General features: G+C 55.5%; 16 protein-coding genes. 9 read left to right on the top strand and 7 right to left on the bottom strand.

The genetic code is table 11. The features are described 5' to 3' along the window. Nucleotides 1-146 precede the first annotated feature (146 nt). From CPJ18_RS05530 to CPJ18_RS05495, 8 genes are all read left to right on the top strand, one after another. The gene (locus tag CPJ18_RS05530) at nucleotides 147-2537 is read left to right on the top strand and encodes an EAL domain-containing protein (protein WP_103657302.1); all 2391 of its coding nucleotides are present in this window, start codon (nucleotides 147-149) and stop codon (nucleotides 2535-2537) included. 24 nt (nucleotides 2538-2561) lie between these two features. Further along, nucleotides 2562-3278 carry a substrate-binding periplasmic protein gene (locus CPJ18_RS05525; RefSeq protein ID WP_103657301.1) on the top strand — a complete coding sequence of 239 codons (717 nt, stop codon included), beginning with the start codon at nucleotides 2562-2564 and terminating at the stop codon, nucleotides 3276-3278. Between the two features lie 87 nt (nucleotides 3279-3365). Continuing rightward, complete coding sequence (gene pth, locus CPJ18_RS05520; RefSeq protein WP_103657394.1) at nucleotides 3366-4082, top strand: aminoacyl-tRNA hydrolase; 717 nt, start codon at nucleotides 3366-3368, stop codon at nucleotides 4080-4082. A gap of 89 nt (nucleotides 4083-4171) precedes the next feature. Then, complete coding sequence (locus CPJ18_RS05515; protein WP_167397839.1) at nucleotides 4172-4696, top strand: YcxB family protein; 525 nt, start codon at nucleotides 4172-4174, stop codon at nucleotides 4694-4696. Between the two features lie 153 nt (nucleotides 4697-4849). Further along, nucleotides 4850-5476 (top strand): exopolysaccharide biosynthesis protein, encoded by a 627-nt coding sequence (locus CPJ18_RS05510; RefSeq protein ID WP_103584430.1) that lies wholly within the window; start codon nucleotides 4850-4852, stop codon nucleotides 5474-5476. 115 nt (nucleotides 5477-5591) lie between these two features. Continuing rightward, complete coding sequence (gene ychF, locus CPJ18_RS05505) at nucleotides 5592-6695, top strand: redox-regulated ATPase YchF (protein ID WP_077117668.1); 1104 nt, start codon at nucleotides 5592-5594, stop codon at nucleotides 6693-6695. Nucleotides 6696-6848: 153 nt separating this feature from the next. Further along, nucleotides 6849-7307 (top strand): MaoC family dehydratase, encoded by a 459-nt coding sequence (locus tag CPJ18_RS05500; protein WP_103657299.1) that lies wholly within the window; start codon nucleotides 6849-6851, stop codon nucleotides 7305-7307. Continuing rightward, nucleotides 7304-7771 carry a MaoC family dehydratase gene (locus tag CPJ18_RS05495; protein ID WP_103657298.1) on the top strand — a complete coding sequence of 156 codons (468 nt, stop codon included), beginning with the start codon at nucleotides 7304-7306 and terminating at the stop codon, nucleotides 7769-7771. The genes CPJ18_RS05500 and CPJ18_RS05495 overlap by 4 nt, the downstream gene beginning before the upstream one ends. Nucleotides 7772-7809: 38 nt before the next feature. On the opposite strand, the gene CPJ18_RS05490 is transcribed toward CPJ18_RS05495, so the two are convergent. From CPJ18_RS05490 to petA, 5 genes are all read right to left on the bottom strand, one after another. Further along, nucleotides 7810-8532, bottom strand: coding sequence for a membrane-anchored protein (locus CPJ18_RS05490; protein ID WP_103657297.1), 723 nt, complete (start codon nucleotides 8530-8532; stop codon nucleotides 7810-7812). A 91-nt stretch (nucleotides 8533-8623) separates the two neighbouring features. Next, nucleotides 8624-9166 (bottom strand): adenine phosphoribosyltransferase, encoded by a 543-nt coding sequence (locus CPJ18_RS05485; RefSeq protein WP_077106284.1) that lies wholly within the window; start codon nucleotides 9164-9166, stop codon nucleotides 8624-8626. A 171-nt stretch (nucleotides 9167-9337) separates the two neighbouring features. After that, nucleotides 9338-10225: a cytochrome c1 gene (locus tag CPJ18_RS05480; protein WP_103657296.1), complete on the bottom strand. Its 888-nt coding sequence runs from the start codon at nucleotides 10223-10225 to the stop codon at nucleotides 9338-9340. A 20-nt stretch (nucleotides 10226-10245) separates the two neighbouring features. Further along, on the bottom strand, nucleotides 10246-11529 hold the full coding sequence (locus tag CPJ18_RS05475; RefSeq protein WP_077106286.1) for a cytochrome b: 1284 nt from the start codon (nucleotides 11527-11529) through the stop codon (nucleotides 10246-10248). Nucleotides 11530-11542: 13 nt separating this feature from the next. After that, nucleotides 11543-12121 carry a ubiquinol-cytochrome c reductase iron-sulfur subunit gene (gene petA / locus CPJ18_RS05470; RefSeq protein WP_077106287.1) on the bottom strand — a complete coding sequence of 193 codons (579 nt, stop codon included), beginning with the start codon at nucleotides 12119-12121 and terminating at the stop codon, nucleotides 11543-11545. A 396-nt stretch (nucleotides 12122-12517) separates the two neighbouring features. Between petA and CPJ18_RS05465 the strand changes: the two genes are divergently transcribed. After that, the gene (locus CPJ18_RS05465) at nucleotides 12518-13363 is read left to right on the top strand and encodes an endonuclease/exonuclease/phosphatase family protein (protein WP_245445334.1); all 846 of its coding nucleotides are present in this window, start codon (nucleotides 12518-12520) and stop codon (nucleotides 13361-13363) included. Here CPJ18_RS05465 and CPJ18_RS05460 read toward each other — a convergent pair. Together CPJ18_RS05460 and CPJ18_RS05455 are read right to left on the bottom strand one after the other, a co-directional pair. Further along, the gene (locus CPJ18_RS05460; protein WP_103657294.1) at nucleotides 13360-15231 is read right to left on the bottom strand and encodes an ABC transporter ATP-binding protein; all 1872 of its coding nucleotides are present in this window, start codon (nucleotides 15229-15231) and stop codon (nucleotides 13360-13362) included. The two genes, CPJ18_RS05465 and CPJ18_RS05460, sit on opposite strands and share 4 nt — an antisense overlap. 245 nt (nucleotides 15232-15476) lie before the next feature. Next, nucleotides 15477-17333 carry an ABC transporter ATP-binding protein gene (locus CPJ18_RS05455; protein WP_103657293.1) on the bottom strand — a complete coding sequence of 619 codons (1857 nt, stop codon included), beginning with the start codon at nucleotides 17331-17333 and terminating at the stop codon, nucleotides 15477-15479. Between the last annotated feature and the right edge of the window lie 195 nt (nucleotides 17334-17528).

Raw genomic sequence — 17528 nt, 5'->3', positions numbered from 1 at the left:
ACTTCGATATTAGCACGTAGCGGGGCACTGATCTGCTCCTCTAACAATCTGAATATCGTACGTATTTGAGGACGGGACTTTTTATCGCGTGGGCTGGGAAATTGACGCGGCAAGGGTTTAGAGGCAAGGGACGATAGTAGCTGCAGATGACCCACTCCGTAGAAAGCCGCTTTATCGCGATCGTTTCAGGTGCCCTTCTGGCACTGGTTGCTCCGCTCTTCTCCATCCTGCTGATGCTTTCCTACCACGAATCCGTTGCCAATCAGAAAGATCGCCTCGAAATCCTGCTCGTGGCCAACTCGCAGGCACTCGGCCGCCCTTTGTGGGATCTCGATGACGACAGCATCAATCAGATAACCGGAACACTCGTCACCGACCCCGCCGTTTACATGGTGAAGGTGCGCGATACGTTTGGCCATCTGGACATCACCCAGACGGCGGGCTGGAACATGTCGGACGATACATCGTCCATCACGCGCGACATTACCTACAAGAACCTGGATGGAGACACCAAGGTCGGGTCCATCACCGTATTTTTCCAGAATGTCGGCCTCTTCACCTCATTGAGCAATATCGAGCTTGCCTTCATCTCGATCTTCATTCTGGCCATCCTCACCATTTTCGCCGCCGCCATAATCGGCAACCGGTTGATGATCATGAAGCCTTTGCTGAGGCTGACCGCTGCCATCGAGGCGACGCGTCGGCTCGGCTCGCGCCACCATGTCGACTGGCGATCCACGGACGAGATGGGGCGACTGGCGAAGAGCTTCAACGAGATGCAGATTCAGCTGGATCGCGAAGAGCAGGAAATCAAGAAGGCGCACCGGCGCACCACCGAGATTTACAACCATACCCCGGCGATGCTTTTCTCGCTCGACCCAGCAGACCGCATAGCCGCCGTCAGCGACTATTGGGTCGAGGCGACCGGTTATAATCGCGACGATATTCTCGGTCATGGCTTTGCCGACCTGATTACGCCAGAGGACCGCGCGCGCTTTGTCCTGCGCAAACACAATGAAGCCACAGGCGATGGTGTAGCTGGCACCTCGGACCTGACGGTTCGTTTCCAGTGTAGCGATGGGCGACTGATGGACGTGCTCATCGCAGAAAAGTCCTTGAGCCTGGACGACGCTCATCACCGTTCGGAAGGTCTGAGCGTTATGACCGACGTGACGGAACTGCGTCGTTCCGAGCAGCGCAACCGGATGCAAGCGATCTCGGATCACCTGACCGGTCTCTTCAACCGTCAGGGTTTCGAAGCCATTCTTGACGAGAAAATCCTGGAAGCGGACGAAAACCGCACCGAGCTTGCCTGTCTTTTCATCGACCTGGACCGGTTCAAGATCATCAACGACAATATGGGGCATGCTGCCGGAGATGCCGTACTCAAGACCTTTGTCGAGCGGCTGAAAGGCTTGCTGACACCGCTGGACAGCGCCTCGCGTCTTGGTGGGGACGAGTTTGCCATTCTGCTGGCAGGACCGAAAACGGAAAGCCGTGCCAGCGAAATCTGCGATGAAATCTGTGCGATTTTCGACAAGCCTTTCGATGCAGTCGGCCACAGTGTGCGACTGAGCGCAAGCATCGGCCTGGCACTCTACCCGACACACGCAAAGACCGCTTCCGAACTTCTCCAGAACTCCGATCTGGCCATGTACAGCAGAAAACGTGCAGGCAAGAACGGTGCGCAGATGTTCGATCCCGCCATCATGAACGAAGCAAGAGAGCGGGCGGAAATCGAACAGGATATCGAGCACGCACTGGAAGGAAACTGGCTGGAGGCTCACTTTCAGCCGATCCTGAACCTGACAAATGGCGAGACGGTCGGTTTCGAAGCCCTGATGCGGCTCAACCATCCGCGCAAGGGTATTCTCTCGCCTGCAGCCATTATCAGTGTCGCGGAAGAAAACGGCACGATCCAGCGTATCGGTAACGCTATTCTGGACCACGCCATCCGCAACCTCGCGACCCTCTCGGAACTGCCGGGGCTGGAGAACGCCTACGTCGCGGTAAACTTCTCCGCCCTTCAGTTCGAGCCTGGCCTTCCCACGCGCATCGCTGGCCTGCTGTACCGCCACGGCATCGTCCCGAGCCGGCTGGTGGTCGAAATCACCGAGGCCGTGCTGATGCACGACGACCCGCAGATTCGCGCAGTCCTCAGCGCCATCCGCGAACTGGGATGCCGTATCGCGCTCGATGACTTCGGCACCGGCTATTCATCGCTCAGCTACCTGAACCGCTTCCCCATCGATATCGTCAAGATCGACCAATCCTTCACACGTTCCATATGCGACGAGGTGGCTGAAATCAGCCACAGAAGCCGTATGCTTGTGGAGGGAATCAGCGCGATTTCCCACAAGATGAACTGTATAGTGATTGCCGAAGGCATTGAAACACGTGAGCAGGAAGCGATGCTCAAGGACATCGGCGTCGATTGCGGACAGGGATATCTGTTCGCAAAACCGCAGCCGATCAGCGCGCACATCGCCATTTTCGAGCAGCATAGCGAACAAACCATCGCAAAGGTCGGGACATAACGTCATCTGGGAGGATGAACATCAATGTGGCGAACTCTACTGGCATTGATGATTTTCTTGGTCGCTCTGCCCGTGTCGGCAGAACGACTTTTTATTTCAACCGAAGAATATCCCCCCTATAATTTCCGCGACACCGACGGGCAACCAAGCGGCGTCTATATGGATCAACTGAAGATCATATTCCAACGTACGGACATTGATTACGAAGCGACGATATTGCCCTGGGCAAGGGCCTTGGCGCTGGCTGAGACCAAACCCATGCATTGCGTCGTCGCAGCCGCACGGACACCGGGGCGCGAAAATCAGTTCAAATGGGTTTCCCCCATTCACACCGACAGGAACGTCCTTGTTGCACGCAGCGGGACGCACATGGACATCAAGACCCTGGACGATGCAAAGGCCTATACGATCGGAACACAGCGAACCGATTACACCGAAGCGATTTTGAGATCTCTCGGATTTCCCCGCATCGATCTCAGCGCCGATTTCGACAAAACGCTTTCGAAACTCACGGCGGGCCGCATCGACCTGATGCCGATGTCGGAAAGCGCATTGAAGACAATGCCACCAGGCAATTTCGTCGAGGTTGTCACCTTAAGCCATCAAATTCTGGGAATGGCCTGCAACAGGTCCGTTCCGAATGCGCTGATCAGCAAGATGCAACACGCACTCGATGACCTCATTGCAGATGGCAGCCAGCGCCGGATTTATGAAAAATACGGCCTTGTTATTCGGCCTTAACGCCCAGATATGAGACAAAAAAGTTGACACTCGCCGGTTTTTTCGGTGGTGAAGGACAATCGTTCATCGAACCAAGCGGAAACGTCCATGATCATCATTGCAGGCCTTGGCAACCCCGGCACGCAATATGCAAGCAATCGACACAATATCGGCTTTATGGCCGTCGATGCGCTGCAACGCCTTCCCTCATTTTCGCCGTGGTCGAAAAAGTTCAAGGCCGAAATTTCCGAAGGCGAGATTGCCGAGGAAAAAGTGCTGCTTATGAAGCCGCTCACCTTCATGAACCTTTCCGGCGAATCCGTTGGCGAGGCCATGCGTTTCTACAAGGTAAAAACCTCCGATATCATCGCCATCCATGACGAACTGGATCTCGTCGCCGGACGCGCCCGTATCAAGATTGGCGGCGGACATGGCGGCCACAACGGCCTCAAATCCATCGACGCCCATTGCGGCAAAGACTATCGCCGCCTACGGCTCGGTATCGGCCACCCCGGAGACAAGGACCGCGTGAACGGCCATGTGCTGGGCGATTTTGCCAAGAGCGACAAAATCTGGCTCGAGCCGCTGATCGATGCCATTGCAGACAACGCCTCGATGTTGGTGAAGGGCGAAGACTCCCAACTCATGAACAAGCTCGCGCTGGCAGTCGGCGTGAAAAGCGAAATAGAAAAAGAGGCAAAGCCCGCCAAACCCACCGCCAAGTCGCACATTCATCAAGCCCGCAATTCCGCCCAGCCCAAAAAGCTTCCGGAAACGGGACCGATGGCAGACATGCTGAAGCGGATGTTCGGCAAGAAGGATTAACTCGACATCTGTTTCAAACGTTCGCCTTTAACTTGCCGAATACACAACCCAAACATGCTTCGATTATTTTGTTGATGTGAGGAATGCAGATGTGCGATCCGAAACCAATCTGCTACCGGCTGACGGAAGAGGAGTTTGCAAAGGCAACGGATAACTTCAGACGCCAAGGAAAGAAAAATTACCTGATATGTTTTCTGTTCTTTCTGGGACTGATTGCTTTTGTAAACTGGCAATCCCGTCCTTCAGATGGTTTTGACTTATTCATCACGAACCTGACAATCATTCCTTCTATTATTATTGTCATATATATACTCAATCGTCTCGGCAAAAAGAAGACGATTAAAAACTTCAGAAACTCTCCATTTTCAAAGCTAGATCTCACGACTGAATGGGACAATGCTGCCTTGAGCATTCGCCATTCAAATGGATTTCAGAGATATGAATGGGTGAATTTCCGCGGCTGGAGCGAGGATCAAACCATGCTCACCCTCTTCTTCGGACCGAATCTCTACATTCCCCTGCCAAAACGCGCATTTAATGATGGCCAGGAGTCCGACCTCAAGTCTCAGATTCGAAGCGCAGGATTGAAAGAACTCCGACTTATGCCGTTTTGACGCTTGACGGACCTCATCGGAATGACTCGGCATAATAAGCAGATCGGTTGCGTAACAGACTTGAAACTTGCGGTCGCAACACCATCTGCCTGATATGATCACAACCGAAATACGTTCAGCCACTGATGCAGTCCTAGCGCGGGCTCCGCAACAATGACCAACGACCCGCCGCACGAGACCATGGCCGCCTCATTGAAGCGCCTGCCGGATGGGTTGCCCGACAAGATCACTTTGGAAGGCCTGCTGGACAAGCTTGGCGATCAGGCAATTGCCTTCGTGCTCGTCGTCTTTGCCATTCCCGCTATCATCCCGACGCCGGGTATTCCTGCGGGGATGATCTTCGGTACGGCGCTCGCCATCCTATCGCTCCAGATCATTTTCGGCTCGCGGACTCTGAAGCTGCCCGGTTTTCTTGGTCGCCTTTCTGTATCGCGGTCGATTATTCAATTGACGGCAGACAAGGCAGCACCGCGTCTAGCGAAGCTGGAAGCGTTGCTGCGCCCGCGAGGCCATGTGCTGGCGAAATATCTGGGGCATGTCTCCATTGGCGTCGTGATTTTTCTGATGGCTGTGCTGATTGCGCTGCCTATTCCCTTCGGCAACATGCTTCCAGGGCTTGCCGTGCTGGCCATCGCGCTTGGCTTGGCGCAGCGAGATGATCTCGCGGTGTTGACCGGCCTTGTGCTTGCCGTCCTTTCCATAATGACCAGCGGGGCGATAATCTATGGCGGCTGGTCTTTGATTTCGGCTTGGTTCGGCGTGGGTCAGACGACAGTATAAACCGCTCCATTTACAGGGAATCCTTATGGTTTGCGGCATCAAGGCTTGACCTTGCCCTGCCCTTTCCGCAAAAGGCTCGCTAACGGAATTCTTTAGACAGAGGCAGGTTTAAGCCATGGGCTTCAAATGTGGTATCGTTGGTCTGCCGAACGTCGGCAAGTCCACACTTTTCAACGCGCTGACCAAGACAGCGGCTGCGCAGGCGGCAAACTATCCTTTCTGCACCATCGAACCCAATACGGGCGAAGTGGCCGTGCCGGACCCACGCATGAAGGTGCTGGCCGATATTGCAGGCTCCAAGGAAATCATCCCCACCCGCATCTCCTTCGTGGATATTGCCGGTCTGGTGCGCGGTGCTTCCAAGGGTGAAGGCCTTGGCAACAAGTTCCTCGCCAACATCCGCGAAGTCGATGCCGTCGTTCACGTCCTGCGCTGCTTCGAGGACGATGACATCACCCACGTCGAAGGTCGCATCAATCCGGTTGGCGACGCTGATACGATTGAAACCGAACTGATGCTGGCCGACCTTGAAAGCCTTGAGCGCCGCGTGGAGCAGACCCGCAAGCGCGCGTCTTCCAAGGACAAGGATTCGCTGGCGCAATTGCCGGTCATGGAAGCGGTCATCAAGCTTTTGAACGACGGCAAGCCTGCCCGTCTGCTGTTGAAGACACTGGCAGAAGACGAGATCGAAGTGCTGAAGGGGTTGAACCTTCTGACCTCACATCCTGTGCTTTACGTCTGCAACGTCGCTGAAGCCGATGCTGTCGATGGCAACGAGCACACCAAGGCCGTGGCCGAAATGGCAAAGGCGCAAGGTGCGGAATGCGTGATCATCTCCGCAGCCATCGAGTCCGAAGTGGCGCAACTGCCTGAAGACGAATCGAAAGAATTCCTCTCGGCGCTCGGCCTCGAGGAAGCCGGTCTCGACCGTCTGATCCGCGCAGGCTACCAATTGCTCGACCTCATCACCTATTTCACCGTCGGTCCTAAGGAAACGCGCGCCTGGACGATCGTGCGCGGTACCAAGGCACCGGGTGCTGCTGGCGTCATCCATACCGATTTCGAACGCGGCTTCATCCGCGCCTTCACCATTGCCTATGACGACTACGTCGCTTTCAAGGGCGAAGTTGGCGCGAAGGAAGCTGGCAAGGGCCGTGACGAAGGCAAGGAATATGTCGTCCATGATGGCGACGTCATCCACTTCCGCTTCAACACCTGAACCAACGACAATCAGAAGAAATGGCCCGCGCTTCGTTGCGGGCCTTTTTATTTCAGCTCCCGAACATTCGTCACGCCGCCAATAAATTACCTTTACGTAAAAGGTAGAGTTGCGTTACGCTTTGGAAGATGTCAGCGAAAGAGGAGTTCGCCGGTGAGATATAGTTTTGACGATTTCACGCCCGGTCGAAGCTTTCCGCTTGGACCAAAGACCGTGACGGCCGATGAGATCATCGAGTTTGCAGCTGAATTCGATCCGCAGCCGATGCATCTGTCCGAAGAGGCGGGAAAAGCCAGCATTCTGGGTGGTCTTGCCGCATCCGGCTGGCACACATGTGGCATGTTGATGCGCATGACGGTGGACAGCTATATCAGCCATTCTCCTTCTCAAGCAGGACTGGGGGTCGATTACGTCGAATGGAAAAGACCCGTTCTTGCTGGCGACACACTGAGCGGCACATCGACGGTGGTGGAGCAACGCGTGTCGAAATCAAGGCCCGGATTGGGTGTGATCAAGCTGCGCCACGAACTGCAAAACCAGCGCGGCGAAACCGTCTGCGTGGCTGAACTGAACGCCATGCTGGCAACAGCGACAAATGGTGCGGCATCATGAAGTTCATCGACCTTTATCCTGATGACGTGAAACTCGAACTCGGCACCGTCCATTTCTCGGCGGAATCCATCATTCGATACGCGGAGAAATTTGATCCGCAACCCTTTCATCTCGATGCGGAAGCGGCTCGAAATTCGGTTTTCGAGGGGCTTTGCGCCTCTGGATGGCAGACCAGCGCCTCATGGATGAAATGCTTTCTTGCCTATTGGGAGCGAGAAGTTAAACGCCTGATATCCGAAGGCGTCCAACCACCAAAGCTCGGCCCTTCGCCCGGCTTCCGCAATATGAAATGGCACCGTCCGGTCTATGCCGGCGATGACATCACATATTTTGCCACCATGATCGCCTCCCGCCCCCTCGCCTCCCGTCCAGGCACCTTTTTGAACACGACGCTCAATGAGGGGGTCAATCAAAATGGTGAAACAGTCGTGTCCTTCGAGAGCAGTGTTTTGGAATTCGAATAAGCCTACACTGGCCGGTATATCGCACTTCCAAAATCCGCTTAGCGGCTGCCAGTCCACAATGGCAGACCGGTCGCTTCGGCAACTTCGGGATCAGCGGTATAAACCGGCAGGCCTTTTTTGCGCATGTCCGTCAATGCAGCGAGGTCAGGTCCGCTATGACCTCTGACCAGGTTTTCGACATTATAGATATGCCCCGTCGAAGCTGGATTTATTCCGGCGATCACCACAGCCTCCGCTCCGCTCTGGAGTGCCAGCATGACACCGATAACGCCGTTCGAAAACTTTGCCTGACGCTCGATCTCCAAATTAACCTTGCCGGTGATAGCATGGACAAGTGCAATGCGACGATTGCGGCCAGCGATGTAAAGGTCGTCACATCTGTAGTTGAAGCGAGTAAGGCCGGCCATAAGCCGCTTTTTGCTATGCTGCCACAGCAGTAGATAAAGCTTTCCGGTGCTTTCGCCATCCAGTACTCGGCGAACTTCTTTCGCGTTGGTGTTGGTGCCTTCAATCTGGTTGAACGTCATCAACGTTATATCCGGTTTTTCCACACCCCATTTTTTCGCGACAATCTGCGAGCCGTTGACCGATATCGTCCTATATGACGGGTCGAAGCCGAGAGGCATGGATGACTGCGGAGCCGAACCCACCACCACAACCTTACGGCCTTGCAGCGAAGGTTCTACCCACGGCTTTGGCCTGGTTAAAAAATACCACAGCGATCGGAAAATTTTCGATCTGATATCTTTTAAATTGCTCATAAAGGCTCCGACGTCTGTTGATTAAAGAGCCTTCGCAAGACATCACAATAGGCTCAATACATTGAGTTTGGGTGACCGGTCGGCCTTTGGGTCAGTGCCCGGAAAATTCTACCAGCGTGCGCACTTCCACACCGAGATCTTCCAGCTTCTTACGACCGCCCAGATCCGGCAGATCGATGACGAAGCAGGCGGAAACGATATCGGCACCCATCTGGCGCAGCAACTTCACGGCACCTTCTGCGGTGCCGCCGGTTGCGATCAGATCATCGACCAGAATAACTTTTTCACCGGGCTGCACGGCATCCACATGCATCTCCATCTCGTCCACGCCATATTCAAGGCTGTAAGCCACGCGAACGGTGGTGTGCGGTAGCTTGCCCTTCTTGCGGATTGGCACGAAACCGGCGGAAAGTTGGTGTGCGACAGCGCCGCCCAGGATAAAGCCGCGCGCTTCCATGCCCGCAATCTTGTCGATCTTCGTTCCCGCATAGGGCTGGACCAACTCGTCCACCGCACGGCGAAAGGCCCGTGGGTTGCCGAGAAGCGTGGTGATGTCGCGAAAGATGATCCCCGGCTTGGGATAATCGGGAATGGAGCGAATGGCAGCAGCAAGCTCCGAAGCAATAACAGTCATGGAATGTCCGATGGTTTCTGAATGAATTGAACGTCGGGCGACCTTATCAACTCACACGAGGCGCACCAATAGAAAATGCCCATCCATGCAAGGCGGGAGCCTGCTTCCAAACAACAAAAAGCCCCCACGGATGAACCGTGAGGGCTGGTATCAGGCTTTTGATAGAACCAATCAGTGTTCTTTTCTGGAATATACGGACTTTTTCGTCAGGTAGATCAGCCCGGTGAAGATCAAAAGAAACACCATGACCATGAAACCGGTACGCTTGCGTTCTTCCAGGTGCGGCTCTGCGGCCCACATCAGGAACGCCGAGACGTCCTGCGAATACTGGTCCAGCGTCTGCGGGGTACCATCATCGTAGGTCACCTGATCCTTGCTGATCGGCGGCGCCATCTTGAGTGCTATCGCGCTGCCGAAATGTGGATTGAAGTGCGTACCTTCGGCAACTTCGATACCAGCAGGTGCATCCTGATAGCCGGTCAGCAGGGCGTGGATATAGTCAGGTCCACCTTCCTGATAACCGCCGACAAACGGGATCATGTCGAACACGAACTGCGGAAAACCACGTTCGACGCCGCGGGCTTTGGCCAGAAGCGACATATCCGGTGGAGCAGCGCCGCCATTGGATGCCGCAGCCGCTTCCTTATTGGGGTAAGGCGACGGGAAATGATCGGACGGAACAGCCTTGCGCGTGAACATCTCGCCGTCGGCGTTCGGGCCATCCTGCACTTCATATTCGGCGGCAAAGGCCTTCACCTGATCTTCCGAGTAACCCAGACCTTCCAGCGTACGGAAGGAAACCAGGTTCATCGAATGGCAGGCGGAACAGACTTCCTTGTAGATCTTCAATCCACGCTGAAGCTGACCCTTGTCGTATTTGCCGAAAGGTCCTGCGAAAGACCATTTTTCTTCTTGCGGTTTGAGGATGGGGAAGTGCCCGCCCGCAATTGCGTGTTCGGTTTGTGCCTTGAGATCATGGGCTTCCTCTGCCGCCGAAACCGCAGAACCGAAACCACCCATGACAGCGATAAGCGCGATGCTCGTTACAAGCTTTTTCATTGTAATCGTCCCTCTCGCGCTCATATCTTCACCGCAGCCGCAGGGGCTGCAGCGGCCTTGCCGTTCTTTTCCAGAACAGCCTCGGTGATGGAATTTGGAATACGCCTTGGCGTTTCAAACAGACCGAGAAGCGGCATGATGATCAGGAAGAAGCCGAAGTAGTAGACCGTTCCGAGCTGCGACAGGGCAACGTAGAGGCCTTCCGCAGGGCGCGAACCCAGCCAGCCGAGCATGATGGAGTTCACCACGAAGATCGCGAAGAACATCTTGTACCATGGACGGTAGACAGCGGAGCGAACCTTCGACGTGTCCAGCCAAGGCAGGAAAAACAGCACCACGATGGCACCGAACATCACCAGAACGCCACCAAGCTTCGAGTCGATCGGGCCGACATTGAAGGTAATGGCGCGCAGCATGGCGTAGAACGGCAGGAAGTACCATTCCGGCACGATGTGTGCAGGCGTCTTCAACGCGTCGGCCATGATGTAGTTATCGGGGTGACCGAGGAAGTTCGGCATGTAGAATACGAAATATGCGTAGAACAGCAGGAAGACGGAAACGCCAAGCGCATCCTTCAACGTTGCGTAAGGCGTGAACGGAACGGTGTCCGTCTTGGTCTTCACTTCGACGCCAGTCGGGTTCGTCTGGCCTGTGACATGCAGCGCCCAGATGTGGAGGATAACGACACCCACGATCATGAAGGGCAGAAGATAGTGAAGCGCAAAGAAGCGGTTCAGAGTTGGCTGGTCAACGGCAAAGCCACCGAGCAGGAACTGCTGGATCCACTCACCGATGCCTGGAAAGGCCGTGAAGAAGCCGGTGATAACCGTAGCACCCCAGAACGACATCTGGCCCCAGGGCAGAACGTAACCCATGAAGCCGGTTGCCATCATCAGAAGGAAGATGACGCAGCCGAGAATCCAGAGGATTTCGCGCGGTGCCTTGTAGGAACCGTAGTAGAGGCCACGGGCAATGTGGAGATAAACGGCAATGAAGAAGAACGATGCGCCGTTGGCGTGCATATAGCGCAACAGCCAACCGTGGTTGACGTCACGCATGATCTTTTCGACGGAGTTGAAGGCAACCGTCGTTTCAGCGGCATAGTGCATGGCCAGCACGACACCGGTCAGAATCTGCACGATCAGCATGACGGCGAGCATCGCACCGAACGTGTAAGCGTAGTTCAGATTGCGCGGTACCGGATAGGATATGAAGCTGTCATGAATCATGCGCGGCAGCGGCAGGCGAGAATCGACCCATCTTTCGATACCGGTCGAGGGCTGGTAACTGGAATGACCACTCATTTCAAATGTCCCCTTATCCGATTCTGATCACGGTATCGGATGTGAATGCGAAGGTCGGAATATGCAGGTTTTCCGGCGCCGGACCTTTGCGAACGCGACCCGCCGTATCGTAGTGCGAGCCATGGCAGGGACAGAACCACCCGCCGAAATCGCCGGCTTGACCCAGCGGAACACAACCCAGATGCGTGCAGGAACCGATCATGACGATCCAGTTTTCCTTGCCGGCACCCGCAGAACGGTCAACATCGGTTGCCTGCGCTGTGGCATCGAGGTTGGCGTTGCGCGCAACCGGATCTTTCAGATCCGTCAGTTGAACGGCGTTTGCTTCATCGATTTCTTTTTGTGTGCGGTTGCGGATGAAGATGGGCTTGCCGCGCCACTTCACGGTAAGCGACATGCCTGGCTCGACACTCGCCACGTTTACCTCAATAGAGGCAAGCGCCAGCGTGGACGCGTCGGGACGCATCTGGTCGATGAAAGGCCAGACGGCGGCACCTGCGCCGACGACACCTGCCATACCGGTCACCAGATAAAGAAAATCGCGACGGGTTGGCTCACCCGTAGCGTCATGATCATTAACGTGCTCGCTCACCGCTACACCATCCTCTGCGCTGATTTCGTTGAAAGTCGCATGAGTCCTCCAGCTCTGTTTTGATCCAGGACAAACTCAATCCCCCATGTCCCGGGTCAGTGCGCGACAATAAATCGCGCCTATTCTGCTTGATCGCAAAATATGCCGGACCTTGGCAAGAGGAAAGCACACAAAGCTGCCGTAATTCTGCCTTGCAGGCCATTTTTCTCTGCCTTTTCCAACCGAGCTGTCCATCCTGCAACATTGTGAAGCCGATTGGCGCGTGATAATCAAAGGAAGGGAGAGCTGATACACGAGGTTTTGATTTTGAAAGCTAGGCTCGCCTGCGTCGCAGCGACTGCACTTTTTCTTGCGCTTTTCGTTATAAGTATCCGATATGTAGCGGATTTTTGGCTCTTGGCATTCGTCAACAGCTTCCAGCTCCACATTGCCGTTCTGGCCGCCTTCGTCGCATTATTGTGCCTCATCGTCCTGCGCTCGCGCATCTTTATCGTGCTACTGGTGTGGGCAATGATGCTGTGCGCACATGCTCTTTATATGCACCGGGAGTTCGTAACGGACGCATTTGCGCCAACAGGGTCCAAACCTTTCCGTCTGCTCTCTTTCAACGTGCTGATGGAAAATTCGCGGAATGCCGAATCAATAGCCGACACGCTCCTGGCTTCGAACGCAGACGCAGTTTACGTCATGGAGGCAGCCGCGCTGACGAGCGTCTTACCCCGTCTGAGCCAGACCTACCCCTACAGAATCGGTTGCGGCCAGGGTACACAATCCTGCGATTTGCTGATCCTGTCGAAACGACCGCTTGAAGCTGCGCGCATCGGCAGCCTGAGCTACGTCAGCCGCGAACGGTTTGCCATGGCAACTATTGACGTTGACGGCGTGACGCTGACATTGGCAGCAGCACATCTGGCAAAGCCCTATTTCGATGAATATCACCGCAATGAGCTAGGTCGTATTCGGTCAGCGTTCTCATCTGTTACAGGGCCTCTCATCCTGGGCGGAGATTTCAACTCTGCCAGCATTGCGCCTGATATGCAGGACTTCCTGCTGGCGACCGACCTGAAGAAGGCACCATGGGAACCGGCCACATGGCCCATTGAGGCGGAACAACTCGGCATTGCCATCGACCACATCTTTGCCAGAAAACCGGCTGTATTGATGAAGCTGGAGCGCCTGCCTGATAGTCTCGGTTCCAACCATTACGGGCTGGTCGCCGATTTCGTGATCGCGGCACCTTAAACCGGCGCGACGTCATCCGCGGACAGAAACCCGCCGGATTGCCGCGTCCATAGCTCGGAATAGAGCCCGCCACTGGCAATAAGCTGCCCATGCGTACCCTGCTCCACGATCCGCCCGGCATCCATGATAATCAGGCGGTCGAGCGCTGCGATCGTGGATAACCGGTGCGCGATGGCCAGAACCGTCTTGCCGCGCATCAATTCATCCAGATTGCTCTGAATGGCAGCTTCGACTTCAGAATCCAGCGCCGATGTCGCCTCGTCCAGAACCAGGATAGGCGCGTCTTTCAGCATTACGCGGGCAATGGCGATGCGCTGGCGTTGGCCGCCGGACAGTTTCACCCCACGCTCGCCCACATGCGCATCCAACCCTCGTCGTCCACGCTGGTCCTCGAGCCGCTCGATAAAGTCATCGGCTTTGGCGCGTTTGATAGCCGCGAGCAATTGCTCTTCATTGGCATCCACACGCCCGAACATGATGTTATCGCGGATGGAACGATGCAGCAGCGAGGTATCCTGCGTGACCATGCCGATGTGCGCGCGCAACGTTTCCTGGCTGACCTTGGCGATATCCTGACCGTCTATGAGAATACGGCCCTTCTCGACATCGTAGAATCGCAACAGCAGATTGACGAGCGTGGATTTACCAGCGCCAGAACGCCCGACGATACCAACCTTTTCACCAGGCTGAATATCGAGGCTCAGATGATCGATCACACCCTCGGCACGTCCATAATGAAAACTGACATCCTCGTAGCGGATGCCGGGCTTGGAGACGACCAGCGCCGGTGCGCCGGGTACGTCCACAAGATTGATCGGCTGCGAAATCAGCTCGGCAGCGTTCTGCACGGTGCCGAAGTTGCGCATGATGCCGTTGAACTGTGTCATCAGGCGGCCCAGCAGAAAATTCAGCCGCAGAACCAGCGCCAGCGTAAAGGCGACCGCGCCGGAACTGATCTTGCCGGAAAGCCACAGATCGATGCAGAGAGCGGCCATGGATGTGATCATGATGCCTGATAGCAGCGCCATCGATGCCCGCACGCCTGTTATGAAGCGCGTGAACATCATGGTCGTGCTCTGGAACGTATCGAAACCCTGCCGCATATAACGATCATTGGCATCGTCACGCCCGAACAGCCGCAGCGTCTGAATATTGCTATAGGCATCGACCATGCGGCCAGACAGCATGGAGGCGGCCTCTGCCGTCTCACGGGAATGTTTCCTGATGCGCGGCACGAAATAGCGCGCGAGCAGTGAGAATACGCCGACCCAGACCAGAACCACCACGGCCAGACGCCAGTCCAGCCCACCGATCAGAAACAGCATCGATACGGAATAAATGCCGACGAACCACACACTTTCCATCAGCGACGTAACAAGATCACCCGCCGCCTGCCCGCCAGACCAGACCTTGGTGACGATACGTCCGGAAAAGTCGTTCTGGAAAAAGGTCAGCGATTGCCGCGCCACGTGCATGTAGGACTGCCAGCGCACGAGATTGTAAAAACCGGGCGTAATGACCTGCTGATCCACCAGCGCCGTTATCATGGTGATGAGGAACCGCACGACGGCGATCAGAACCAGCATGCCCAATAGTTCGTAGCCGTGGCCAGCAATCAGCCCCGCCCAGCCCTCACCCGGCTTGACAGTAGCAAGAATATCCACCAGCCGCCCGACGAACCAGAACAACGCCGCCTCGATAGCCGCCGTCATGCCACCCAGAACAAGCATGGCGAAGAAAGGCGTCTTTGCCTGCGAAAGGTAGAACCAGATAAACGCGAAAGTATCCTGCGGCGGCCTCAAATCGTCCTTGCGGTCGAAGGGCTTGATCCAGTTCTCAAAAAAACGAAAAATACGGGTGATGACCATGATTTCGGTATAAGCGGAATCAGGAGACGGGCAAAGCGGCGGTGAGATTATATTTTGGTAATAGTCGCAGGCGAAACGTCCAGAAATGCTCTCGCTGACAAAGACCACAGCCTCCGTCACCCCGGCCTTGAGCCGGGTCCCAGCAGCGTCGCGTCTGCGGCCCGAAAGAGTCTTTATCGATCAAGGACTTGATCGAACTGGACCCCGCATCAAGTGCGGGGTGACGGAATACGAGCGACTGAAACCTACTCCCCTGCCGCCTTCATCTCGGGTTCTTCATCCGCAATAAACCCGCCGGACTGGCGTAGCCACAGATCGGCATAGATACCGCCCTGTTCCACCAGTTCAGTGTGTGTCCCGGCCTCGACGATCTTGCCCATGTCGAGAACGATCAGGCGATCCATCTCGGTCAGTGTTGAAAGACGGTGGGCGATTGCGATGACGGTTTTGCCTTCCATCAGCGCAAACAGGTTTTCCTGAATGGCGGCCTCAACCTCGGAGTCCAGCGCAGACGTTGCCTCATCGAGAATGAGGATCGGTGCGTTTTTCAGGAACACGCGAGCGATGGAAATGCGTTGGCGCTGGCCGCCGGACAGCTTCACGCCGCGCTCACCGACCTGAGCATCCAGCCCCTTGCGGCCATGCATGTCCACGAGCGTTTCGATGAAGTCCCAGGCATTGGCACGCTTTGCCGCGGCGATGATCTCCTCGTCCGTCGCGCCCGGATGACCGTAGGCGATGTTATCGCGGATGGTACGATGGAGCAGCGACGTATCCTGTGTCACCACGCCGATCAGCGAGCGCAGACTATCCTGCGAAACGGTGGAAATATCCTGACCGTCGATGCGGATTTTGCCCGATTCCAGGTCGTAGAACCGCAAGAGCAGGTTCATCAGCGTCGTCTTGCCCGCACCGGAACGGCCGACGAGACCGACCTTCTCACCGGGTTTGATATCGAGAGACAGTCCCTCGATAACACCCTTGTTTTTTCCATAGTGGAAGCGGATGTCATCGAAGTGGATTTCACCCTTGGGTGCAGAGAGAGCCGGTGCGTCAACCTCATCGACGATGTCATGTGGTTTGGTCATCATGCTCATGCCGTCATAGACCGTGCCGATGTTTTCAAACAGCGAAGTGACTTCCCACATGATCCACTGCGACATGCCGTTGACACGCATGGACAGGCCGATGGCCACAGCCAGAGCACCGACCGTAACCGACCCTGTCAGCCAGAAATAAAGGCCAAGCGATGTCGTCGAGAACATGACCAGCGCATTGTTGATATCAATGGCGATGTTGAAGGCGGAAATCTTGCGCATCTGCCGGTGAACGGTGTTCAGAAACACATTCATGCCTTCACGTGCATAGACCTCTTCACGGCCCGCATGGGAAAACAGCTTGATCGTGGCGATGTTGGTGTAACTGTCCACGATACGACCTGTCATCAACGAACGCGCATCCGCCTGCTCGCTGGCGAGGCGACCGAGTTTCGGGACGAAATAGGTCAGAATCGCGATATAAATGGACAGCCAGACCACCAGCGGAATAACCAGTCGCCAATCCGCCGCCGCAACCATGAACAGCATCGAGAAAACGAAGCTGATGGCATAAACGAACACATCGATGATCTTCAGCGCCACTTCGCGAATGGACAGCGCAGTCTGCATGACCTTCGTGGAAACGCGGCCCGCAAACTCGTTGGCGAAAAAGGTCATGGAATGGCGCAGCAGAAAGCGGTGCATGTGCCAGCGGGCAATCATGCCGAAGTTTCCAGCCAGCGTCTGGTGCATCGTCATGGTGTGGATGGAGCCCATCAACGGCAGAGCCACCAGCACGATGGCCGCCATGACGACGAGATGCCAGCCTTCATCCTGAAGGAACGTCTCGCGGTTTGCAGATGACAGCCAGTCCACGATATTGCCAAGGAACTGATAGAGCATCACTTCGGCAACCGCGATGCCCATGGACATCAGGCCCAGCAGCAGCAACCATGGTGCCGCCGGTTTGACATAGTGCCACATGAACGGCAAAAGCTTGTTGGGCGGCACGACAGGCGTGGATGCGGGAAATGGATCGAGACGTTTTTCAAACCAGCCGAACATGGCCAAGCTCCGGACATAATGATCCCGAAAGAGCAGCACGGGGACAAAAAACGTCCATGGCCATCACGGGAATAACATGGATATGGCCGCAACAGCCACATGACGAATTAAAATGAAAAAGCGGATGAACCGCCAGAAACACCTACGCCTGCAGGGCCACTACAATGGCCGGGAGGCGATATAAAACGAGCTTAT

The sequence above is a fragment of the Agrobacterium rosae genome (assembly GCF_002915175.1).
Lineage (GTDB): Bacteria > Pseudomonadota > Alphaproteobacteria > Rhizobiales > Rhizobiaceae > Agrobacterium > Agrobacterium rosae.
This window is presented reverse-complemented; position numbering and strand designations above follow the sequence as displayed.